Genomic DNA, 20,755 nt, shown 5'->3' on the forward strand with positions numbered 1-20,755 from the left:
CCGCAATGACGCCTCACAGATGCGAGCTGTTGCACGGGCACATCAGTCAGTAATGAACGCGGCCACCTCGGCTGGCGCACCCCCCATACCGCCTGCTGGTCCAAGTGCTGGCAGCCCTGTGTGACTCGCCCTTCTTAAACCGCTCGGCGTCTCCTCCTCGCTTCTGCGACACACCTCCGACACAACCAAGGCCACCGTGCAGCCTGGATCGCATTGCGTTGCAGGTCAGATGAGGCATCAGCATTGAACGGCACAATCTCTCCGGAGTGTTGTACGACTGTTCAGCTGACCCATATGCCATCGGGTGAGAGACGGCGAGCAAGACGCCGGCCCGCGGCGCTTACGGGAGTCGACCAGGACACATCCGAAACCTTGCATCCAAAGTCAGTGGCGAGTGCCTGTACGAGCGTGGCACCAATGCCACGACGCCTGTAGACGTCCGCTACCCAAATTAGGACGATTCGAGGGCGCAGGGTGGCGTCCTCATCGCCGTACGGGGACCCGTCGATGAGATCCCAACGGCGGTGCTCGTTAGTGTCTTGGGCGGCCACGTAGCCAATGATGCACTCGTCTACCTTCAACAGATACGCACGATAGTTGTCCGTAGTCACTTCAGGTTCACCGACATGGGACCACGACGGGAAGTCGTAGCTGTCCTCCCTCTGCGGCATACGCGCCACTTGGTGGGCCAATCTCCGCCACGAAATCGGTGACTGCGTCGCGACAACTGCCAGGTCACCCCACCAGTCAAGTCCCTTCGGCACTCGAACACCTAGGGCCCAAGACGCATGATGCACGCGGTGGACGTTGTCATCGTCGTCTACATCCCGAAAACGCATGCCACAGGGGCACTTGTCGCTACTCGGTGTCTCCAACTGCTGGAACTGGACTGGGATCGCGCCACGGCTAAGGTCCTCGCCACCGCCTCCTACCCAAGGCCGGAAGGGTGCATCATCCGACTCGACGTAACCGGTCCAACGGTCTACCCACCCCGGATGCTGCTCGGGGAACATCTCCCGAATCTGCTTCTGAACCGCTGGCAGTGTGGGGCGAACCCAGACGCTGCCAGCTGTCGCCCGACCATTGAGGCGCAGGCCGGAGTCCGTTGCCTTAGCTCGCAGGAACTTCAGAAACACTCCTGGGGGTGAATCGAAGTCGACTCCGCGGATCAGCTCTCGCTCACCAGGAGCAAGCCACTCATCGACGGGCAGCGCGAGCCGCTCGGCGATGGCGTGCAGTTTGCTGTAGTCATTTTCGAGTTCTGCGGCCCGCAAAGCTTCGACCGTAGCCTCAACGTCTCGAAACCGAGCGCACAAGTCGAGCCAACGAGGGCCGTTCCCCCAGAAGAAGGTCCCTTGGTAACCCTCGTACCGAATCCGGTTCATTGCCGCATAACGCACCCTGTCGACTGCTGCTAAGTAGTCTGCCGGCAGATCTTTTTCGCCGCCCCGTGAGGATTCCGCATCGACGTAGCTGTCTCGGTCAAGCTGGATGATGGCGAACTGGCGTGAGGGCCGGATATGGATCCTCCGTGTGTCCCGGCTACTCGCATCAGCGACAAGGTGGATGGTCCGCTCGGTCATGCACTCTGCTCCATAGCTCTAGCCGGATCGGTCAGACCGATCATTCCTGTCCCTGCGAGCCTCGGGAAGGGCGCGGACCTGGGGCAAGTCCTGATCGGCTCAATCACGCTTCGGTGCCAGCACCCCGATGTCGTCCGGCTGTCCAGCTACCGACGGGCTGCAACACCCCGGATGTTGCAGCCCGTCGGCGAAGCCGACCTCTCATCGGGCGCAGGAGCCGGAGGCGACTTCCTACTTCGCACTATCTGCGATACAAGAGGGCACCACACACCTCCAGGGATCATGGAACCTACTGGTCAGGGCCCATTCGCAAGCCGAACTCTGATTGTGCTCCGGAGCCGTGTGCGCAGGTTCGAATCCTGCCGGGGGCACTCGCTGATCAGCCAGTCGAATCAAGCGCTGAGCTGGGCGAATGCCATGCATAAAGAGCCGGACTCAGTCCTACTGAGTCCGGCTCTTTATCGTTCTCTATCGCTGATCGCGAGTGAGTGGCGAGTGAGGTGTCAACCGTGATCACGGCTCACTGATCGGGCTCCCCCACGTCTTCCTCCTCAGCATCGCTGCCCCATCCCATCGCCTTGTCGATCTTCTTGTTGTTCAGCTCCTCGTGCCCGTCGATACATCCCTCGTAGCGGCGGTGGATGACCTCCGGCGAGTTGCCCGCGCGGCGAGCGACTTCGGCGACTGGGACTCCGGCGTTCAGCCAGTTCGTGATGCAGGTGTGCCGCAGGTCGTACGGTCTGCGCGCGAGTGGGGACGCCACCTTGTCGGGCGGTAGCGCGATGGGGCGCGCTTCCTGCCAGACTCTCCAGTAACTGGAGGTGCCGAGCACGTCGCCGCGCTCGTTGAAAAAGAGCCTGCCGTCCCTGGCCGTGCCGAACTCCGCGATGTGGTCCCGGAGCATCGCGACCAGCAACGGTGGTACAGGCACGGGCCGATCCGCCTTGGCCGCGCGTGACTTGAGTCCCCGCTTGTCGTGGCGCCTGCCCGAGTCTGTCCACTTCTTGCCGGACACGGGGCGCGTCTCACGGAGGGTGAGGGTTCCCCACCCCTTCTCAGGAAGGTAGCAGTCCTTCTCACGTAGCCCGACCGCTTCGGCCGGCCGCATCGCCGCGTAGAGCTGGCAGCCGAAAAACGCGACCAGTCGGCGCCCGCGGTTGCGATGAACGGACCCCACGTACGAGACGGCGGTGAGCAGCTGGGTCCCCTGCTTCGCGTTCACCAAGACCCGAGGGTCCACCACGTCGTCGCCCCTGGACCCCGCCCGCTTCACGCTGGCGAGCGGGTTCTCTCCCAGATAGCCCGACTCGATCGCGTACTCCATGGCCGTGTTGAAGCCCCGGCGGCGCCGCTTGTACGTCTCCCCCGCAGCTGGGGTGTCGTCCAGCTTGAAGGAGAGCCGGTACTGGACATCGCGCAGCACCTTCGGCTCTGTGAGGGCCGACAGGGGCAGCGAGCGGTTGGCGAGCCACGCGCAGGCGGCCACAAGCTCAGGCGGGGGATCCTCGCCCTCGTGAGCCGGTACAACAACCCAGCGCACCGCCAACCGCACCTCTTCCAGCGTCGGCGCCTTCGTGCCTTCGCCCATCATGGCGAGCGCTACCGTGGACATGCTGTCCGCGATGCCCTCGCGCGTCTTCGCTGCTGTGGTCCGCCAGCGGGTTGCCATGTACTCGCGGCAGAAGTCCCACCATGACGGATCGGGCTTCGTGCTCTCCTTCGCGGCTGCAGCCCGGAGTTCGGACTCCGGGAGGCCCGTGTCCACATCGAATGCGTCGCCCTTGCGCATGGCTTGCCACAGATCCGAGCGGCGGCTCTCAGCGAGCGCCACGGTGGCGAAGCTGGCCGTCTTCACCTTCCCCGCAACCGTCCAACGGATCTGGTAAGGCGCCTTCTTGCTCTTCACCCTGTTGACCTTCCACACCCGTACGTCGGTGGAAAGCGTGGGCGTTTCGGGGCCGGACGGGCGCCCACCGATGCGGGCGCCCGAGATCTCGCTGGACTTGCGGTGATTCACGCGGCTTCCTCCAGGGTCTCGATCCAGCGCTCCAGGTCCGACCGCCGGATTCGCACCGCGCCGTTTGGGAGCTTGATGGCCTTCGGGCCCTTCCTGAGCTGACGCCAGCGGTAGAACGTCGCTCGCGGCACACCGATCTCTTCAATGACTTCGGGGATGGTCAACATCTCGTCGCGTGGCTTGGCCACGACTCCTCCTTGAGTCCTTGAGCAAGAGAGCAAGGGAAAGAGGCCGCCACAGAAACCACGAAATACACAGAAACCCGGGATTGGCTGGTTGACCTGCGGCGATGCCGCTTGGCGGGTGCTGCCACAGAAATCGCGGGAAGTTCCACAGAAATAAGAGGCCGGCCGATGGGGCCGGTGCCGGGCTATTTCTGTGGCTTCTCAATTGGTTTCTGTGGCAGCGCTCCGCGAGCCCCTGAGACGACTGTCGGTGCTGGTCAGGAGCTTGTCGGGGGTATTTCTGTGATTCTGTGGTTTCTGTGGCGGTTCTTAGGTGGTCGGGTCAGCCAGGCGAGGGTGGACGGCGTACCGGGGAGACGGCGGCCGGCCGCGTCCTCCAGTGCGGGCCACGGATTGCGCGCGGACGTAGCCGTGGTCTTCCAGCAGGGTCAGGACCGGGTCCAGGTCCGCGGCGGTGGGGAACTCGGAGCGGGAGAGCTTGACCATCAGGTCGCGTTTGCTCACCTCGTTCCAGCGGTGGGTTTGGAGAGCTTCCAGGACGGTGCGGGCGCGTTCGGTGGTGGGGTCTGCGCCCATGGCATCGAACGCGGCCAGCGCGTGGCTAGCGAAGTACTCGGCGAGCACGATGGCGTTGTGCATCGTGGCCTCGCCGACGGGCAGTGCGTGGCCCTGATTGAGGTGCGCGGCGAGATGCAGCAGGGCTGCGATCCTCGCTGTGGCGCCGGCCAGTTTGCCTGCCCAGTCCTGGATGTGTCCGAACTGGCCGCTACGGGCAGCGAGCCGGGGTTCGATTCGCTGCTGGAAGTCCCGCAGAGCCGCTACGGACTCGGGTGCGAGCTGGATGAGGGCGGGGTCGGTCCAGTCGGCGAGGAACAGCGTCAGGTCGATGACGTTGCGCCGGTAGGTCTCCTTGACTGGTTCGGGGATGGGGTCGGGGTCGACGTCGCGGCGTCCGACCAGGGATTCGGGCAGCGCGTATAGGAAGCGTCCGAGCAGGCCCCGGCCGCGGGCGACCTCGTTGCGGCCGATGGCCTCCAGGACTTGCGGCTGCACGCAGATACCCATGGTCACGGCGGGGTGTTCGATGTACTCCTTGCGGGTTTGCCGGTTGACCTTCTGCCGGTCGCCCGCGTGGCCTTTGAGGAAGATGCCGAGGTTGGGTGAGCCGCTGCTGTAGCGGCCGGCCATGATGTCGAAGATCTCGCCCTCGGCAGACATGACGCTGATGCGTTCGCCCTGTTCGGCCAGGAGGGAGGTGACGGTTTCCGCGGTCGCGTCGTCCGCCAGGAGCTGCGGCACGGCCGGCACGGTGACGCTTTCTGCCGTCTGCGCCAGTCCGAGGGCGTTGGCGATCAGGTCGTCTCGCTCGTCCGGCTTGGCAGAGGCGGCCTTGGCAGTGGCCTTGTCGGCCGCTTCCTTGGCCAACTTGGCCGTCAGCTCCGCCTCGATGATGGCCGGGCCTGCCAGCTCCTTGAGCCGCTTCTCCGCGTCGAACAGCGGGTCGGAAAGCAGTGCGAAGACAGCCGATTTGCGGTTGGCGGGCGGCAGCGCCACGGCCACGTACAGGTTGGTCGGCTCGCGCCAGTTGCCGCGCACCTGCACGACCGACCGGCCGCCGGCGGCAGTGGCCAGTACGGACAGTGCCAGGCAGCCGGCGAGATCGGCCGGGGTCTGGGTCTCCTCCGCGACCGCGGCCACGAACTCCGCAAGCCAGTCCGGCAGCGCGTCCAGTGGGAAGGCGGCCAGCTTGCGTGGACTGGAGAGAGGAATGGGGTCCTCCCATACGTCCGGCAGAGCTCCATCGAGCAGGCTCGGCAGGTCGGCCCACAAGTCGGGGCTGTCCACAGGCTGTGCGGTCATGAGGCGTTCCTCCTTCCAGCGTCACGAGGTGCGTAAAGGGACGGGGATCGCTGAGGGAAAGGACCAGAAGGGACGCCTTCGGCGACCTTCCTTCGGCCGCCCACGGTCGTCCGGGGCACAGCCTGCTTGGCGTTGTACAGCGTGTGAGGACGGAAGTTCATGCGGCCCTCCCTGAGATCTCGTTGAGGCCGTTGGTGACGGCGCGTTCCGCGTACGCCTCAGGGACGCCGACGGAGACGGCGGCGGCGATGATCTGCGCCCCGATGACGTCCAGTGCGCACGGTCCGGGGCACTGTGCGTGCCGGGCTCCCAGGAACCGGGCCACCTGGAATGCCTGTGATCCCGCGCCAGATTCGGTGTGGCTGCGGACCATGGCGAGGCCGCGTTGGAGGCCGATGCGCACGTACTGCTCGGTGTGGCGGCAGCCGGTCGCGACGGTTCGATCCCAGGTGGCACGCACGGGGGACGAAGAGGCCACCCCCGCACGTGCGGGGGTGGCCTCTTCCCTTACGACCAGGGCGCGGACGGCCGACGGCAGGTGCGTCATGGTGCCGGTGCCGGGTCCGAGCCAGCGGGCGTATGCCCTGCGGGATTTGATGTCCACGCCAGGCTGGACCGAGTTGGCTGACGGCATGGTCCCGAGGTAGATCCAGTGTTCTCCGCGAGTCGTGAGCACGGTCCTGGTCGGTGGCAGGCTCTGACGGGCCCACGCGACGGCATGAGCGTCGTCCAGGTCCACGACGGCGAGCCCTGCCCCGGCGGGGTGGTAAGCGACTGCTTGAGCCTTGCGCCATGCCGCCGCCCACGCGGGGGACGTGAGTACAGCAGTGTCGGTGGTGGCCGCGGCCCAGCCGTGGCAAACGTCCAGGCAGCGGCACTCTCCCACGCTTTTCATGTGTGGACGTCCGCCGCATGCGCCGCCGGTGCAGGAGCGGCAGTTACCGAACGGCACCTTCCCTGCCCGCAGCGGCAACGGCGGGACCCCAGCCGCTGCCAGCTCCAGGGCGATCCGCAGGTGGCTCATGCGGCCGTCCTCCACTCACGCTGTGCGGTCGTGTGAGCGCTGAGGAGCAGGCCGTAGGCGTGGTGGGCCTGTCGGGGGATCACGACGTTGCCGATGATCCTGAGCTGTTCCTTGCGGGGAATGCCCGGGACAGCGGTGACCCAGCCGGCGGGCAGACCCATGAGCCATTCCGCGAACAGCGGGGACAGACGGCGGTTGCCGCGGTCTCCGGGCTCGGTGGGCTCGGGCGCCGGGCGGCCCACGATGGTCTCCCAGCGGCGGATTGCGGGCCCGTAGTCGACTCCGTTCGTGGCGATCCAGTCGCCACGCCACGGCAGCCGGTTGACCACGAACTCGTTGAGCGGCCGGGAGTTGACCTCCAGCAGATTGGAGGCGCCGGACTTCCAGTCGCGGGCGGCCGGCGTGGGCAGCAGTTCTAGTCCCTCAGCTCCTGCGGAGGGAGCAGGAAGACCACTTCGTCCTCCAGTGTCGGACCGTGCCCGCCCGCTTTGCGCTTCGCCGGGGGCTGAGGGCCGCCATTCGTCCCAAGTTGAGAGGTCGGGGTCTTCAGCAGCGGGATGGGCGATGCAGAACCAGCGGTCGCGCTGGTGCGGCGCGCCGGTTTCGAGGTCACCAGCTCGTACGCATGTCCACCGCGCGTCATACCCGAGCGCGGCCAGGTCCGCGGCGACGACGTCCAGCCCCCGCGAGCGGAGCGCCGCCACGTTTTCCAGGAACACGAGACGCGGTCGAAGGACGCCCACAGCCTCAGCGACATTTTTCCAGACCCGCGACCACTTGCCATTGATCCCGTCCCTTCGTCCAGCGTTGGAGGTGTTACGGCAGGGGAAACCGGCGGCGACCACGTCCGGCCGGTACAGGTCCCGGACCTGGCGCCAGTCCACGGCCGTGATATCCCCGAGGTTGGGCACCCCGGAATGACGTGCGGCGTACACCGCAGAGGCGTGCGGGTCGTTCTCTGCGAACGCGGCGACCTGGCCGCCGATCCGGGCCCGGATTGCTGCTTCGAGTCCGCCGTAGCCGGCGCACAAGGCGACAATCCCCGGCGGCGGGCCGAGGGCTCGCCGGTTGTCAGTGGGGTAGGTCATGCTGGTCCTCTCCGGTCCTGTAGGGGTTCTGGAGAAGGGGCAGCCGCGGTCTTTGGCGAGAGAGCGGCTGCCCCGGTCTGTGACTGAACGAGGGGGCGGTATGACGACGGCGTGGCTGGTGCTGGCGGTGGGCGAGGCGCGGCAGCACGGCGGGAACGACGGCTACGACGACAACCCGCGACAGCACTACAGCTGGGACAGCACCGTGCCCAATCACGCGCATCTGGCGGTGGGGGACGTGATCGCGCTGTGGGACAAGAAGGAACTGATCGGCGTCTCGGTCATCCACGGCATCGACACCGGCACGGCAGACAAGACCGTCTACTTCTGTCCGCAGTGCAAGAAAGCCGACTTCAAGCGGCGGTCTCGGATGACCCCGGCCTGCCGCTGCAACCAGTGCGGTGCCACCTTCGACACACCCGGGCACAAGGTGAAGACAGTCACCACCTACCGGTCCCGGCACGGGCGAACCTGGATTGACGGCCGCGGCCTGCTGGCCGGGGCAGAGCTCCGGGCGCTGTGTGACTCGCCGAACTCGCAGCTGAGCATGCGCCCGGCCCGCTGGGAGAAGCTGCGCGATGCGCTGCTGGCGACCGAGCAGGCGGACGCAGTCTCAGGCCTGGCCGGACAGCAGTACAAGCGGGTGCCCATCCCGGGCGGCCACCGGTTCGCCAAGGTCCGCACCCGGGTCGGGCAGGCGGCCTTCCGGGCCGCGCTGCTGCGCGAGCAGGGCGAGCAGTGCGCCATCAGCGGACCGGCCCCTGCCGACGTGCTCGAGGCAGCGCACCTGTACAGCTACGCCGAAACCGGTGAGCACCACGACTTCGGAGGGCTGCTCCTGCGCCGGGATCTGCACCGGCTGTTCGACAGCGGCCGCATAGCGGTCGACCCGGAGACGGATCTGCTGGATACCGACCCCGGACTTGACGCCTATCCCGCGTATGCGGAGCTCCACGGCAAGCCGCTCGAACTGAGCCTGCGTCCCGAGCACCGGCTGTGGCTGACGGCGCACTGGAACACGCACAGGGCCGATTCATAGCCCTTACGAACCAGGGAGATGCCGTGGGAAGCACTGCCATCGCACTGGTCGCAGCAGTCGTGGGTGTCACCGGAACCCTGCTTGCGCCGGTCCTAGCCCAGAGATCCAGTGCAAAGGGACAGAGGGCAGAGTTCGAACGCCAGCAGCAGGCAGCCCAGGCACAGTGGGAGCGCGAACAGCGGCAAGCAGAACTTGCTGCGCGCCGGACCTGCTACGTCGAAACGAATGCGGCCTACCGCCGCTACCGCATCCAGTTGATGAACTACCTATGGCACGTACACCGCGACGAGGTCACAGAGGCAGGCAAGGAAGCACTGGAAGCAGCCCGCCACGCACACCACGCCGCATTCGCCGAAGCCCAGATGGTCGCCTCGGCCGCCGTGCTGGCCCAGCTCGATGACGTGGCCAAGGCACTGTCCGAGGGATACCGCAGGACCAAGTGCCTGGAGGAAGGCAACCCGGACCCGGACGACTCCTTCGACGTGATCCAGGCGTACCTTCAGTGGATCTGGGAGCGGTGGAAAGAGATGCGCGCTGTCATGCGGGCAGACCTGGGAGTGAACAACTCCCCCTGAATGCGCGCCCGTCACAGGCCCTCTCTGGCTGGCTGGACGTATGTGTCCGCGCCAGTATGGATACTGCCGCTCCCTCAAGGGTGCTGGCTGGCAAGGGCGGCCCCGCGTTCTTTGGCGAGAGGTGGGGGCCGCCCTTGGCGCAGCTAGAACGGGGGCTTGGCGTCCGGCTTGCCGCTGCCGACGGGGGTGTCGGTGGCGGCCCACGGGTCGTCACCGGACGGGCCGGGCTGGGAGGGCCGCTTGGCGTTGATGCCGACGGTGGTGAACCGCAAGGAGGCGCCGATGTCGTCGATCTCCAGGGCGAGCATCGAGCGGTTCTCGCCCTCGGGGGTCTTCCAGTCGTGCTGCCGGATGCGGCCGGAGGCGACCACCCGCGAGCCCTTGGTCAGGGACTCGGCGACGTGTTCAGCGAGGGAGCGCCAGGCGGCGCAGCGGAAGAAGGTGGACGTGCCGTCCTTCCACTGGCCGGAGTCCTTGTCGTAGGTGCGCGGGGTGGCGGCGATGGTGAACTTCGCCAGCGCGGCTCCGGAGTCGGTGAACTTCAGCTCCGGGTCACCGGTCAGGTTGCCGATGACAGTGATCGGGGTTTCTCCGAACGACATGCGGGACTCCTCAGGCTTCGGGGTGGGCGGTGCGGGCGGGAACGAGGGCGGCACCGTCGGTGAACTCGAACTCGGCCGCGGACAGACGGATCAGCAGCGCGTAGAGCCGCGCGGCCCGCTCATGGTCGGCCTCCACCGTCAGGGCGGCGTCCACGCGTGCCACGGCGGCGCCCAGCGGGGTGTCCGAGACGGGGATGGGGATGGCGTTGTGGTCGTCGCCGGGGTGGGTGTCGTGGGCCCACCAGCCGCCGGTGGGGCAGTCGATCCAGGTGATCGCGGTGCGGCAGATCAGGCAGCGTGCCCGATGCTCCGCCGGTTCCTGGGTGCTGGTCTCGGGCTCTTCGCACGCCATGCGTGACTCCTTCGAGGTCAGGCGCGGGTGGAGGCGGATCCGGTGTTGGTGCGGCCTTCGAGCAGTGCGGCCAGCCGTTCCTGACGCTGTTTGGCGACGCTGGTGAGGAGGGTTGCGGGGTCGTCGTGGAACTCGTGGAGGGCGACCATCGCGGCGAGGATGACGTCCACCAGTTCGGTGGCGACGTCGCCGGGGGTGTGGGTGGTGCCCTTGCGGGGGTTCCGGCCCTGCATGCCGATGTACACCTGGGCGACTTCGCCGGCTTCTTCGGTGACCTTCAGCAGGCGCATCGAGGTTTCGTGGGCGCTGGTGCCGTTGGAGGCGTCCAGCCAGTCCACGACGGTGCCCACGTGCTCCCACAGCGTCCGCTCCTGGTGGCGGGAGGCGCGGCGGATGAAGCTGGCCACGACCGCGACCGTGGCGGGGTCCCAGTGGGCGAACCAGTCCACGATCCGGTGGTCGTAGCGGCCCAGTTCGACGCCGGCCCGGGACAGTTCGTTCAGCAGCGCGCAGTGGAGTGTCGCCGTGCCGGTCCCCGGGGCCGGAAGGGGTTCGGTGTCGATCGGCCCGTCCGGGATCGGGAGGGAGGGGGAGTTCACAGTGGTGCCCATGTGCTTCCTTCCGTCGGTGTGATCAGTTGCCCTTGGGGCGGGCGAGTTTGAGGGTGATGCCGCCGATGCCTAGGGGTCCGGCTGCGCTGGCAATGACGGTTGCGGTGTGGGCGGCGGCATCGAGCAGCACGCACAGCGCGGCGACCAGGCCCCAGCCGCCCAGGGCGGCGGCGCCGGCGATGGCGAACGGGACCAGAACTCGGCGCCACGGGATGCCGGTCTGGCCGGTGGGCTGGACGACGATGACGAGGCGTTCTCCGGTGGCGTCGGCGCGGCGCCAAGCGTCGGCGGGGATGTGCGGGGCGAGGTGTCCGGGTGGTGGGTTGGTGTGGTGCATGACGTGCTCCCTTCGAGTCCTGCGCAGGTGGGGAGGGTCAGCTTTTGAGGGTGGTGAGGGTGTTGCGGACGCTGCCGAGGCGCACGGTGCGTCCGCCGTCGGCGTTGACGGCGTCCAGGACTGCGCGTGCGTCCATCGGCCCGTCGGCGTTCTCCAGGACAGCCGTGACGCGGTCCGCGAGGGTGAGCGCACGGCCCGGTCGCATCGCCGCGGGAGCAGGCCCGTGGGCCGCTGTGGGGGCGTCGGGGTCGGTGCTGGGGAAGATGGCGGCCATGGCCTCCGGGCCGTCCAAGCGCCCTTCGTAGGCGTCACCGGCCGCCTTGTGCAGGGAGGCATCCAGGCCGGCCACAGGGCCATCGCCGTACAGAGCGAGGATGTTCGGGTCCAGGCCCGTGGTCGGCATCGGGGAGCCGACGGTGAAGAACCGCATCCGCGAGACGGGCCGCGGCCCGGTCAGCAGGTAGCCGCCGCCGGCGGTGCTGGGCAGGTCTTCGTCGTCGGTCTCGTCGTCGAACTGCGAGACCAGGCGCAGCGATCCGGCGTACTTCGGGATCGGAGCCGGCGTCCGCCCGGCCGGGAGCAGGCCGTCGGTGACGATCTGCCGCATCATCGAGGACGTCCAGCGCAGCAGGACCACGTCGCCGTCCTTGAGCATGCTGCGCAGGGTGTCGGAGCCGCCCAGTTCATCGAGCTGGCTGGCCTGGGCGGACAGGTGGATGCCGATGCCCAGGGAGCGGCCGGTGCGTCCCAGGTCGCGGATGTAGAAGGTGGCTTCTGCCCGGTAGGGGGAGCCCTTCTCCAGCAGCCGGTTGGCCTCGTCGATGCGCACCGACAGCAGCCGGTAGGGCTGGTTGATCAGGAACTTGGAGCGGCCCATGCCGGCGTAGATGTCCTGGAGTTCGTGCATGACCAGCCACGCGGTCCGTAGCTGCGCCATTGCCCCTTGCGGAGTGCGCACGAACCAGTCGACGTTGCCGCGCGCCTCGGGGACGGACTGACCGCCCTTGAGGTCGGCCAGGAACGTGATGACCCCGGAGCGCTTCTCCCCTGCGAGCAGGATGTGGTTGGCGGTCGACTTGCCCGCCCCGGTGGTGCCGAACAGGAAGGAGCGTTGTGCGGAGCCGGTGTGCGGATCGTACAGCCGCATCCGGGTCAGGCGGCCGTTGTGGTAGCGGCCCACCGGCAGGCGGCCGTGGCGGTCCATCACCAGCAGGCCCGGATCGTCCAGGCGCACGTGGGCGAGCGGATCGGCGGGATAGATCGTCACCAGCGCCCGGTGCATGCCGTCGGTCTCCACCGCCAGCCGGGACGGATCATCGATGTGCAGGGCGCCGGCCAGGCGGACGGGGTCGAAGGTGATGATGTCGCCGGGCGCGCCTTCCACGGTGAGTTCGTGGATGGTGCTCACCCGTCCAGCTCCGTCCCGGTGTTGACGGTGCGGACCTTGGTGATGCGGGTTCCGGGCATGCCCTTGGGGGCGATCTGCTCCTCCCACAGGCTGTAGAGGTCCACGACGGTCGCGCCGTGCCCGACGGTCAGCTGCCGCACACCGGCGCCGCGGCGGGGCACGGGACGGATGCTGATCTCCTCCTCGGGCCAGTCGAGCAGCGCGGACAGGTGGTGCGGGGAGACCTCCGGCACCGGCTGGCCGGGCAGCGTGGAGCGGATGACGGCCCGCAGCGACTTCGGCCCGGTCTGCTCCACCGCCTCCAGCACCGTCCCCGGCGCTGCACCGCCCTGCACGGCCACGTGCTGCGCCCACCACAGCGACATCGGGTGCTGCGAGCCGGCCGCCACGGTGACGGGCTTGGGGACAGGGAGGAGGTGGGGGTTGAGGGAGGGTTCGCGGCCTGCCCAGACGCGGGCCAGGCGGGCGGGCCGGATGAACCAGACGGCCGCGGCCCACACCGCGTCCAGCGTCAGCTCCCACCACTGCACCCCGGGCACGATCCGCTCCACCGTCAGGAGAACGGCCATCGACACGGACGGGGCGAGGTAGAGCGAGGCGGAGGCTTCCCGGATGTAGCCGGGCGGCAGCGTGACCGACCACACAGCTCCCCAGCCGGCCGCCGCCATCGCCGCGGCCAGCGAGGCGCCATACAGATCGGGTGTGAAGGCGCAGGTGGTCAGGGCGGCGGCGCCGGTCAGGGTGGCGAGACGGCCGATGCAGTTGCGGGCCACGGCGATGCCGCCGCGCACAGGTCCAAGACGAATCATGAGCGGGCTCCTTTGCCGCGCGGGCAGGCCAAGGGCGGCGGACACGAAGTGCGGTCCGCCGCCCTTGAACTGCGGTGGTGTGGTCAGCGGTTGCTGTAGAACTCCCGCTCGGCCATCGGGACGTCCATCGAGCTGGCCGTCTCCGCCACCGGGCCGTAGTCGGCCTGGTGGGCGTCGGCGGTCTCCTGGAAGAGCGTCGACAGCTCTTCCGTCTCCTCGGCCATGGCCTCGGCCTCCTCCAGCACCGAGCGCATGAGGGTGGCCGCGTCACGGTGCTCGCTGACGGTGTCGGGATCCACATTCAGTGCGGCGGCCTGGTCGGCCAGCCGGTCCACCGACTGCGCGCAGTTCTCCACGTAGCGGTAGGTGGAACGGACCTGTTCGGACAGGCCACGCAACTTGGCTCCAGCTGCGGTGAGCTGGACGATGACGACGCCGTAGCGCACGCCTTCGGCGATGACGCCACCGGCTTTGGCCAGGACGTCCGCGGTACGCGGAACAAGATCGGACACGAAGTGTCCTCCTATTCGTTGTGGTAGTCGCGCTCGGCGGGCGCGGTGTGGCCGGCGTCGCGGACCGCATCGGCCAGCGGCCGGTGGCGTGTCTCCGCGTTCGTGCCGGCCTGCGCGATGGCCTCGGAAGCGGCGGGGATCTTCTCCGCCACGGCCTCCGCGTGGGCCTTGACGTTGGCGGCCTTCTCCCAGAGCAGGAGCACCAGGCCTTCCAGGACCCCGGGAACCTTCAGCTCCAGGATCTTGGCGTGTAGGGCCTCCAGTCGTTCCCTGAGGGCATCGCAGCCCTCCGCAGCCTGGTGGGCCTCCTCCGCGCCCTGGGTGATCTCCTCGGCCATGTCGGCGTCGGCCTCGATGACGTCATAGATCGTCAATTCGGCGTCCGCGTACTGGGTGTTGGGCGTCTGGGCGGGCACGGGGGCTGTCATAGGCCCTCCTTTCGTCGTTCCTGCGGGAAGAGCCGCACGGCCGCGGGTGACGGCCTGCGGCTCCCAGCGCCGGGCCTGGGTTCCAGGCCCGGCGTCATCTCGCGTCACCGTCCAGGTGACGCCCTGCGCGTGGCCCCATCCCGGCGGCGGACCAGCAGACGCCCCAGTACCAGAGGCGCCGCCGGACGCGCCGGGAGTCTTCGGCCCGGTGGTCTTGCCATGAGTGCGCCGCGCGCCGGTCCGCTCCCACCGGTCCCGAGTCGAGCGGCCCTTGCCCCGCGCTTTTGGCCCATCGGTCTTGCGCTTGGCGCCCTTGGCCGTGGACGTCCGTTTGCTCTTGCTGCCGGGAGCGGCTGATGCCGGGCCGGGTCCACCGGGCCGCTTGCTCTTGGCCTTGCGGGCCTTGCCGCGGGCAGTCTTGGTGTCGGCCCCGGGGGCGGTCGTGGAGCCCTTCGGACCGGCCTTGGGCCCCTTCTTGAGGTCGGCTTTCAGGGCGTCCGGTGTGGACTTCGGGCCGGTGCGGATCCGGTCAGCGATCCGGGCGCGCACCGCGTCGCGGATCGTCTTCGGGGCCTTGTCGGGTTTGGGGCCGGTCGGCTTCCAGGAGCCTCTGGTGATGCGGTCCGCCACGCGGGCCCGTGCGGCGTCGCGGATCCCGGGGCGCCGCTCCGGCTTGACCGGCTTGGGCGCAGGGCCGTTGCGAAGCCGATCGGCGACCCGGCTACGGGCCGCGTCCGTGATGCCCGGAGTGCGCTCGGGTTTGGCCACCGGTCCGGAGCGGATGCGGCCGGCCGCACGGTCCCGGATGGCCGATCTGATCCCCGAGCCCCTGTCCGTCTTGCCCTTGTTCTTGTTCTTGCCGGGGGTCTCCGGATCCTTCCTGCGCGGCTTGTCGAGCTTCGGCGTGCGCCGATCCCTGGGAGCGGGCAAGCGCCCGCCTGAGGGGCCGCCGGCCGTCTTGCCACCCGCACGGGAAGTACTACCGGTAGGTGACTTGGACGGCGCAGGAGCCCGCAGGGCTGCCGGGGCGGCACTCCGTGCGGAGCCATGGCGGCCGGCGCCGCCCTGGGAACTCCGGGACCGACCGAATTCCGGTCCGGACTGAATACGCGCCTTCTGCCGTGTCCCGTTGGCCGCTATGCGCGCCATTTCCAGGTCCAGTTTCGCTTTACCGGCCGCCGCCTTCTGCTGATCGGCGATGGCCCGATGATGTTCCTGGCGGGCCTTCAGATAGGCGGCCACGTAATAGGCGCCGCGCATCGCGGCCACCGTGATGCCGGTCATCATGACCACCGACATAGCGGCCACACCATGGCCCTGACTATCGGAATCGTCCGGCATTCCGGAATCAGGGTGCGTGGCGGGCAGATTGCCGGCGATATTCACCGGCTCGGGGAGCGAGAGAGAAGCGGGCGGGGAGAGGTCGGGCAGGGGGGTCAGGGCGGGGAAGCCGTCCGGGGCGGGCGGCGGATCGTCTCCCACCGCCCCGGGCACCCTCAGCCGCAGGACCGTCCCTCCGGGGCCGTCGTCGGCCATAGGCCGTCCCTTCGGTTCATCACCGCCCGTTATCAAGATCGCAAAGCGGCACGCGTACGCGCGCACGCGCGCCTTGCGACCCCCGATGACGGGCGGTGAAGTGATGATGATGAGCGCGGAGCGTTACGACGTGTGGGCCTGCGTCCAAGCCTGGAGCATCCGGACCAGATCGGCCCACCTGGCTTCGTCGTCGCCGGCCAGGGTCCGGGCCAGGTCCCACAGCGCGCGGGCCCGGTCCTTGTTCGTCGCCGTGGCCGCCAGCCGGGCCTCCCAGTAGGCGACTTGCTTCGGGGAAAGCACCGCTTACGCTCCCTTCTCCAGGAAGCCCAGGAACGTCGGCTCCGCTCCCTCCGGCGAATTAGTGGCGGCCAGTCCCGTTCCACCCGCTGCAGGCTCCTGCAGGCCCTGCGAGAGGCTCTGGAGGTGCGCGGCAGTATTCACGGAGCGGGAACTGGAGGCCCCGGACGAACGGGCCTTTTCCAGGGCCTTGGCCTCTGCCTTCTGCTCCCGCTTCGCGGGCAGTTCCACGAACCGGCGCTGGAATTCGGGGTCCAGCTTGCCGATCGCGTTGACGGCGGCGCGCAGGGACTTTTCCAGATTGGCCAGCGGGCGGGAGGCGAAGTAGGCGCGCAGGCGCCGCTCGAACGGCTTGTCACCGTCGATACGGACCGCTTCCAGGTCGGCCTGGTACTCGCCCAGCAGGGCCTGGACCTGGTCGGCCATCTGCCGCAGCCGCTCGCGCTGCTGAGCCGCGTACAGCGCGGTCCCGCCGGGTTTGGTCAGGTGGTCCGACGTCCACCGGGTGCTGTTGTCGTGCATGCGGAAACCTCCAACGGTGCTGCGGGGTCAGCGGGTGTCGTGGGTGGGGTGGGCGGCTGCGATCTCCTGCCACCGAAGGGAATCGGCGGCGCTGACGTGCCGCATCCGCACCTGGACCGTGCAGTAGGGGGCCCTGCAGCGGTGCGTGGTCGACGTCAGCGCTGCATCGATGTGGCTGTACAGCCACAGGGACGACGACGCAATCCCCAGGACACAGGCGGTGAGCAGGGCGAACGGGACACCGTAAGCGGCCAGCCGCACGCCGGTGGAAGCGCCCACCGCGAGCGCGCAGGCGATGATGAGCAGTGACGCGATGCGGCGACGCCGCGTCTGTGAGGTGTTCACGGCGGATCTCCAAGGGGAGTTGAAGGGTCAGGCGGCGCCGACGTCGGCCTGCTTGGTGCTGCCGGGCGAGACGTAGAACGGCGCGGTGTCGAACAGCTCCGCTTCCTGCGCGGGTGCCTGCTTGGCTGTCCGGGCCGCGGCGCGGCGCACGGCGTCGTAGCAGTCCGGGCAGACCGCGACCAGCCGCTCAGCGGGCAGCGTCGCGGCGATCTGGAAGGCGCCTTCGTTGGCGAGGTCGCGGGGTGCGGCGATCAGCTTGACCTCGCCTTGTTTGCTGAGGTGTTGGCCGTTGAAGTGCGGGCAGCGGTGCTGTCGGCCACGGCGGTTGGGATCGTGCTTGCTGCCGCATGCGCCGTGGCACTGGCAGCGACCTCCTGCCTTGTCCATCACGGCCTGCCATACGGCAGAGGCGGCGATCGGGGGCCGGGTCACGACACGCTCCGCTACGCCGGAAGCGGGCCGGCGTCGGACCGGTCGTCGGGGTCGGCGCGCAGCAGGCTGGCGATGCGTTTGCGCGGGGTCCACCGCGTCTGACCCCCGACCTCGAAGCGGCACAGCACGCGCTCGCGGACTTCCAGGACCACGGCGAAGGCCGTGTCGTAGGGCCAAGAGCCGACGTAGATCTGGACCAGGTCATCGGCCCGTATGTGATCCATCGTCAGCGGGGTGCCGTCGGGCAGCGTGCTGGTGTAGCGGATCTGAGTGGGCTGGCTCATCAAGGCCTCCTCGGCCGGAAGCGTGGGCGTGTCAGGCGCGCGGTGTGCCGTTCACCGTGGCCAGGGCGCGCGGCTGGGGACTGGTGCGCGCGGCAAGCTGCGCGGCGCGCGCGGCACGGAAGTCCCGCAGCCAGTTCCGCGCGTTTCCGGGGTCGACACCGAAGCGGTCCGCGAGGTCCGATGCGGTCGGCTCCTCGGTGGCGTTGTTGCTCAGCGCGGCCAGGTAGTAGGTCCATCCCTGCTGCTTCGCGGGCGACTTCCACCCCGGCTCACCACCGTCCGCGACACCTTCCGGGGCCTGCGGGTGCAGGGCGGCGAGGTCTCCGCACAGCCGGTCGTACAGCAGGCCGGCCTCAGCAATCTGACCGTTGAGCTGCTCCAAGGACCCCGCTCGGGTGCGATAGGCGGCATCCGCCTCCTGCGCCTTCGCAGTGAGGCCATCGAGCTGGGTTTGCCGCTCGGTGATCTGCTGCTCGGCCTCACGGAGGAGGTTGGCCGTACGCTGCCGCGCGGCCTGTTCTTCCTGCCGCGCGCTCTCCGCGCGCTGCTGCGCAGCCTCCGCGCGCCCCGACACCGTGTCGCCCTCTTCCAGCAGGGCGGCATGCTCGGAGCGGACGGCTTCCAGCTCGGTGCGCGCGGCTGCCAGTTCGTCTGCCGCGCGCTGCCGCGCGCCCTCAGCGTCCACCCGCGCGGCTTCCGCGCGCTGCCGCGCAGCCTCCGCCTCTTCCACAAGTGCGGAGGCCTCCAGGCGCTCCACAGACGGCGTCACCGCGAGATCCTCGATCAGCGTGAGAACGGCCGTCGGGTTGGCGTAGTTGAGCCGGGCGACCTCGTCCGCGCGGGTCAGCGCGGCCAGTCGGCGCACCAACGCCAGCGCCTGGCTCCGGTCGGTCGCGATATCCGCACGGTCCAGTGCCTTCTGAGCCTTGCGGCGCCAACGCCGCACCCGACGGGGCCTATTGGCCTCCAGGGCCAGGCGCAGCCGGTAGACGCGCAGTGCGGCCCGCTGCGCCATCGCTGCCCGTGCGATCGCAGACGACGAGGTGCGGGCGTCGAGACCGAGCAGGGCGAACAGTTCGGCCCACGCGTGCTGCCACAGCAGCGCCACCAGCCGGGCCGGACCAGGACGCGCGCTGTCGTCCTCCTCCCGGCCGGGGCGGGCGTGGTGCAGCTTGCCGCGCAGTTGCAGCTCGATCAGCCACGCGGCCAGCGCTGGCACCGCGGCCAGCACGGGGCGGGCCCACCAGTTCGGCGCGTGCACCCCGTTCATCGCCGCGGAGAACGACACCAGCAGCCAGGCGGTGCGGTGCATCAGCCGCAGCTCCCGCGTCCAGCCGGCCTCAGGATCGGCGGAGCGGTACATCATGACCAGCAGCGTCATCTCCGCAGCGTCGAACACCGCGATGAACGCCACCGCCAGCACCGTCGGCAGGTCACAGGTCTGGGTGGCGAACCCCCACAGCCCGTGCACGCTGACCGCGACGCCTCCGAGCGCGACAACGGCCTGCGGGCCGATCCCGGACAGCCACGACGACTTCCGCAGCCGGCCCAGCGCCCAGGCAGCGAGCGCAAGCGCCAGCACCGCCCCGAGCAGGGGCAGCAGCCATGTCCAGGGCCCGGTGGGGAGATCAGGCAGCCAGGTAGTCATTGCTGCCCTCCTTCGCGGTGAAGCCGAGGATCCGCCAGGCCACCTCACGCGCCGGACGGTCCGTCAGCGGTCCCCAGCCGTGGCGGTCGACTCCGAGCGTGGCCGCGTAAGCCTCGGCGGCCTCCCGGCCCCGGTGGATGCTGTGCGGCACTCCGTAGTGCACCAGCAGCACCAGCGACCGCCCGTCCCGCCGCACGGCCTCCAGCTCTTCGCGCAGCAGCGCGGCCTCAGCCTGCGCCAGGTCCACATCCCAGCGAGCGTTGGAAGTGGCGGTTTCGGCCTTCTCGGCTCGGGCCGTCAGCTCCCAGACCTGGTGGATATGGCGGACCAGTGCGACATCCGCCAGCCGCTGCACCTCGGCAGTACGGGCACGGGCCCGGGTCGCGCTTTCGCGGAACTCCCGCAGACGGGCCGCGGTGACGATGCGGATCATGCCGCCTCCTCCGGGGTCAGCAGGTTGGCCAGCACCGTGCGCTCGGCCAGCACCTTGTTGTGGGCGCGGCGGATACGCCGCTGGTCCAGCTCCGTCGGCTGCCGGTCCAGCAGGCTGATGCGGACGTCCAGCAACTCGACTTCCGCTGTGATGAGCGGCATCTCGGTCTCGATGGCCTCCAGCTCCGCGGCCGTCGGCTCGCGGTCGAACTCGCCGGTGGTAACAAGCTTCTGAACTGTGGCGATGTGTTCCATGGGTCGTTGTCCTCTCGAAGGTGGGACGGCCCGAACAGCGGCTCCCGGGGTGCCACCCGGGAGCCGCGCGCCGTCGTGGAACCAGTGGAATCCGGCTCCCCTCGGCCCCGCCCGTACGGCGTCGCAGGCGCGGCACCGGACGGGCGAAGGAGGCAACCGGCCGCAGCGTGCTGCGGTGGATGAGTGGTCTCTTTCGGGGACGCGGCTGCCGGTTCAAGGAACAGCTCGCTAGGGCCCCGTTGTAGGCAGAGACCTGACCTTTCGGTCTGCCATCCGGACTGCCAAGGGATCGCCCGCCGCGAAGCAGACGACTGTCCGGTGCCCTCGACCCGCTCTGTCCCGGGTCCCTTTGCACACCGCGAATCGGATGCGACTCCGTCATCTGGTGCGCACCAGAAGGTAAGCATCTGGTGCGCACCAGAGTCAAGGGCGTTCACTGAGTCGAGCGGCGTTTGCCCTCCGCGGTGCATCTCTAGAAGACCGGTCCAGGTGGGGGAGCCGGTAGCCAACAGGACTTAACTCCCGTCTTGTTAACCCCTGTTGACCTGCGGCGATGTGAGGCATGCTGGAAAGG

The 20,755-nt window shown here is 68.8% G+C and carries 24 protein-coding genes; 2 read left to right on the forward strand and 22 right to left on the reverse strand.

What is annotated here, in order from left to right; genetic code table 11:
* Positions 1–281: 281 nt before the first annotated feature.
* The 6 genes from O1Q96_RS37435 to O1Q96_RS37460 all read right to left on the reverse strand — a co-directional run bounded on the left by O1Q96_RS37435 (position 282) and on the right by O1Q96_RS37460 (position 7,757).
* Positions 282–1,583 (reverse strand): GNAT family N-acetyltransferase, encoded by a 1,302-nt coding sequence (locus O1Q96_RS37435; RefSeq protein ID WP_269252342.1) that lies wholly within the window; start codon positions 1,581–1,583, stop codon positions 282–284.
* A 520-nt stretch (positions 1,584–2,103) separates the two neighbouring features.
* The gene (locus tag O1Q96_RS37440; protein WP_269252343.1) at positions 2,104–3,600 is read right to left on the reverse strand and encodes a tyrosine-type recombinase/integrase; all 1,497 of its coding nucleotides are present in this window, start codon (positions 3,598–3,600) and stop codon (positions 2,104–2,106) included.
* A complete protein-coding gene (locus O1Q96_RS37445) occupies positions 3,597–3,788 on the reverse strand; it encodes a helix-turn-helix transcriptional regulator (protein WP_269252344.1) in 192 nt (63 codons plus the stop codon). Before O1Q96_RS37445 ends, O1Q96_RS37440 begins: the two co-directional genes overlap by 4 nt.
* A gap of 306 nt (positions 3,789–4,094) precedes the next feature.
* On the reverse strand, positions 4,095–5,645 hold the full coding sequence (locus tag O1Q96_RS37450) for a YfjI family protein (protein WP_269252345.1): 1,551 nt from the start codon (positions 5,643–5,645) through the stop codon (positions 4,095–4,097).
* A 157-nt stretch (positions 5,646–5,802) separates the two neighbouring features.
* The gene (locus O1Q96_RS37455; RefSeq protein ID WP_269252346.1) at positions 5,803–6,669 is read right to left on the reverse strand and encodes a bifunctional DNA primase/polymerase; all 867 of its coding nucleotides are present in this window, start codon (positions 6,667–6,669) and stop codon (positions 5,803–5,805) included.
* A complete protein-coding gene (locus O1Q96_RS37460) occupies positions 6,666–7,757 on the reverse strand; it encodes a DNA cytosine methyltransferase (protein ID WP_269252347.1) in 1,092 nt (363 codons plus the stop codon). Before O1Q96_RS37460 ends, O1Q96_RS37455 begins: the two co-directional genes overlap by 4 nt.
* Before the next feature lie 100 nt (positions 7,758–7,857).
* Here O1Q96_RS37460 and O1Q96_RS37465 point away from each other — a divergent pair, with 100 nt between their 5' ends.
* Positions 7,858–8,796 (forward strand): HNH endonuclease, encoded by a 939-nt coding sequence (locus tag O1Q96_RS37465; protein ID WP_269252348.1) that lies wholly within the window; start codon positions 7,858–7,860, stop codon positions 8,794–8,796.
* 23 nt (positions 8,797–8,819) lie between these two features.
* Positions 8,820–9,371 carry a hypothetical protein gene (locus O1Q96_RS37470; RefSeq protein WP_269252349.1) on the forward strand — a complete coding sequence of 184 codons (552 nt, stop codon included), beginning with the start codon at positions 8,820–8,822 and terminating at the stop codon, positions 9,369–9,371.
* Between the two features lie 143 nt (positions 9,372–9,514).
* Here the strand turns inward: O1Q96_RS37470 and ssb are convergent, their stop codons facing one another.
* The 16 genes from ssb to O1Q96_RS37550 form a co-directional block, all read right to left on the reverse strand.
* Positions 9,515–9,973, reverse strand: a complete 459-nt coding sequence (gene ssb / locus O1Q96_RS37475; RefSeq protein WP_269252350.1) for a single-stranded DNA-binding protein — start codon at positions 9,971–9,973, stop codon at positions 9,515–9,517.
* 10 nt (positions 9,974–9,983) lie between these two features.
* A complete protein-coding gene (locus O1Q96_RS37480) occupies positions 9,984–10,325 on the reverse strand; it encodes a hypothetical protein (protein WP_269252351.1) in 342 nt (113 codons plus the stop codon).
* Between the two features lie 17 nt (positions 10,326–10,342).
* On the reverse strand, positions 10,343–10,936 hold the full coding sequence (locus O1Q96_RS44370; protein WP_331276088.1) for a MazG-like family protein: 594 nt from the start codon (positions 10,934–10,936) through the stop codon (positions 10,343–10,345).
* Positions 10,937–10,958: 22 nt separating this feature from the next.
* Positions 10,959–11,273 carry a hypothetical protein gene (locus tag O1Q96_RS37490; protein ID WP_269252352.1) on the reverse strand — a complete coding sequence of 105 codons (315 nt, stop codon included), beginning with the start codon at positions 11,271–11,273 and terminating at the stop codon, positions 10,959–10,961.
* Positions 11,274–11,310: 37 nt separating this feature from the next.
* Positions 11,311–12,681: a transfer protein gene (locus O1Q96_RS37495; RefSeq protein WP_269252353.1), complete on the reverse strand. Its 1,371-nt coding sequence runs from the start codon at positions 12,679–12,681 to the stop codon at positions 11,311–11,313.
* A complete protein-coding gene (locus O1Q96_RS37500) occupies positions 12,678–13,490 on the reverse strand; it encodes a hypothetical protein (protein WP_269252354.1) in 813 nt (270 codons plus the stop codon). Before O1Q96_RS37500 ends, O1Q96_RS37495 begins: the two co-directional genes overlap by 4 nt.
* Positions 13,491–13,573: 83 nt before the next feature.
* A complete protein-coding gene (locus O1Q96_RS37505) occupies positions 13,574–14,002 on the reverse strand; it encodes a hypothetical protein (protein ID WP_269252355.1) in 429 nt (142 codons plus the stop codon).
* 11 nt (positions 14,003–14,013) lie between these two features.
* A complete protein-coding gene (locus O1Q96_RS37510; protein WP_269252356.1) occupies positions 14,014–16,032 on the reverse strand; it encodes a hypothetical protein in 2,019 nt (672 codons plus the stop codon).
* Positions 16,033–16,089: 57 nt separating this feature from the next.
* Positions 16,090–16,266 (reverse strand): hypothetical protein, encoded by a 177-nt coding sequence (locus O1Q96_RS37515; RefSeq protein ID WP_269252357.1) that lies wholly within the window; start codon positions 16,264–16,266, stop codon positions 16,090–16,092.
* A 3-nt stretch (positions 16,267–16,269) separates the two neighbouring features.
* Positions 16,270–16,785 carry a hypothetical protein gene (locus O1Q96_RS37520; RefSeq protein WP_269252358.1) on the reverse strand — a complete coding sequence of 172 codons (516 nt, stop codon included), beginning with the start codon at positions 16,783–16,785 and terminating at the stop codon, positions 16,270–16,272.
* Between the two features lie 27 nt (positions 16,786–16,812).
* Complete coding sequence (locus tag O1Q96_RS37525) at positions 16,813–17,130, reverse strand: hypothetical protein (protein WP_269252359.1); 318 nt, start codon at positions 17,128–17,130, stop codon at positions 16,813–16,815.
* Between the two features lie 27 nt (positions 17,131–17,157).
* Positions 17,158–17,562 (reverse strand): hypothetical protein, encoded by a 405-nt coding sequence (locus tag O1Q96_RS37530; RefSeq protein ID WP_269252360.1) that lies wholly within the window; start codon positions 17,560–17,562, stop codon positions 17,158–17,160.
* An 11-nt stretch (positions 17,563–17,573) separates the two neighbouring features.
* A complete protein-coding gene (locus O1Q96_RS37535; protein ID WP_269252361.1) occupies positions 17,574–17,846 on the reverse strand; it encodes a hypothetical protein in 273 nt (90 codons plus the stop codon).
* A gap of 31 nt (positions 17,847–17,877) precedes the next feature.
* The gene (locus O1Q96_RS37540) at positions 17,878–19,494 is read right to left on the reverse strand and encodes a hypothetical protein (protein WP_269252362.1); all 1,617 of its coding nucleotides are present in this window, start codon (positions 19,492–19,494) and stop codon (positions 17,878–17,880) included.
* Complete coding sequence (locus O1Q96_RS37545; protein WP_269252363.1) at positions 19,475–19,927, reverse strand: hypothetical protein; 453 nt, start codon at positions 19,925–19,927, stop codon at positions 19,475–19,477. The genes O1Q96_RS37540 and O1Q96_RS37545 overlap by 20 nt, the downstream gene beginning before the upstream one ends.
* Positions 19,924–20,181: a DUF6284 family protein gene (locus O1Q96_RS37550; protein WP_269252364.1), complete on the reverse strand. Its 258-nt coding sequence runs from the start codon at positions 20,179–20,181 to the stop codon at positions 19,924–19,926. The genes O1Q96_RS37545 and O1Q96_RS37550 overlap by 4 nt, the downstream gene beginning before the upstream one ends.
* Between the last annotated feature and the right edge of the window lie 574 nt (positions 20,182–20,755).

This window comes from Streptomyces aurantiacus (genome assembly GCF_027107535.1).
Taxonomy (GTDB): Bacteria; Actinomycetota; Actinomycetes; order Streptomycetales; family Streptomycetaceae; genus Streptomyces.

Excerpts from the sequence above, each read along its gene's own strand:
- O1Q96_RS37465 (WP_269252348.1), top strand. The coding sequence starts at position 7,858 with ATGACGACGGCGTGGCTGGTGCTGGCGGTGGGCGAGGCGCGGCAGCAC.
- O1Q96_RS37550 (WP_269252364.1), bottom strand. The coding sequence starts at position 20,181 with ATGGAACACATCGCCACAGTTCAGAAGCTTGTTACCACCGGCGAGTTC.
- O1Q96_RS37520 (WP_269252358.1), bottom strand. The coding sequence starts at position 16,785 with ATGCACGACAACAGCACCCGGTGGACGTCGGACCACCTGACCAAACCC.
- O1Q96_RS37460 (WP_269252347.1), bottom strand. The coding sequence starts at position 7,757 with ATGACCTACCCCACTGACAACCGGCGAGCCCTCGGCCCGCCGCCGGGG.
- O1Q96_RS37545 (WP_269252363.1), bottom strand. The coding sequence starts at position 19,927 with ATGATCCGCATCGTCACCGCGGCCCGTCTGCGGGAGTTCCGCGAAAGC.
- O1Q96_RS37480 (WP_269252351.1), bottom strand. The coding sequence starts at position 10,325 with ATGGCGTGCGAAGAGCCCGAGACCAGCACCCAGGAACCGGCGGAGCAT.
- ssb (WP_269252350.1), bottom strand. The coding sequence starts at position 9,973 with ATGTCGTTCGGAGAAACCCCGATCACTGTCATCGGCAACCTGACCGGT.
- O1Q96_RS37490 (WP_269252352.1), bottom strand. The coding sequence starts at position 11,273 with ATGCACCACACCAACCCACCACCCGGACACCTCGCCCCGCACATCCCC.
- O1Q96_RS44370 (WP_331276088.1), bottom strand. The coding sequence starts at position 10,936 with ATGGGCACCACTGTGAACTCCCCCTCCCTCCCGATCCCGGACGGGCCG.
- O1Q96_RS37435 (WP_269252342.1), bottom strand. The coding sequence starts at position 1,583 with ATGACCGAGCGGACCATCCACCTTGTCGCTGATGCGAGTAGCCGGGAC.
- O1Q96_RS37535 (WP_269252361.1), bottom strand. The coding sequence starts at position 17,846 with ATGAGCCAGCCCACTCAGATCCGCTACACCAGCACGCTGCCCGACGGC.
- O1Q96_RS37540 (WP_269252362.1), bottom strand. The coding sequence starts at position 19,494 with ATGACTACCTGGCTGCCTGATCTCCCCACCGGGCCCTGGACATGGCTG.
- O1Q96_RS37455 (WP_269252346.1), bottom strand. The coding sequence starts at position 6,669 with ATGAGCCACCTGCGGATCGCCCTGGAGCTGGCAGCGGCTGGGGTCCCG.
- O1Q96_RS37450 (WP_269252345.1), bottom strand. The coding sequence starts at position 5,645 with ATGACCGCACAGCCTGTGGACAGCCCCGACTTGTGGGCCGACCTGCCG.
- O1Q96_RS37500 (WP_269252354.1), bottom strand. The coding sequence starts at position 13,490 with ATGATTCGTCTTGGACCTGTGCGCGGCGGCATCGCCGTGGCCCGCAAC.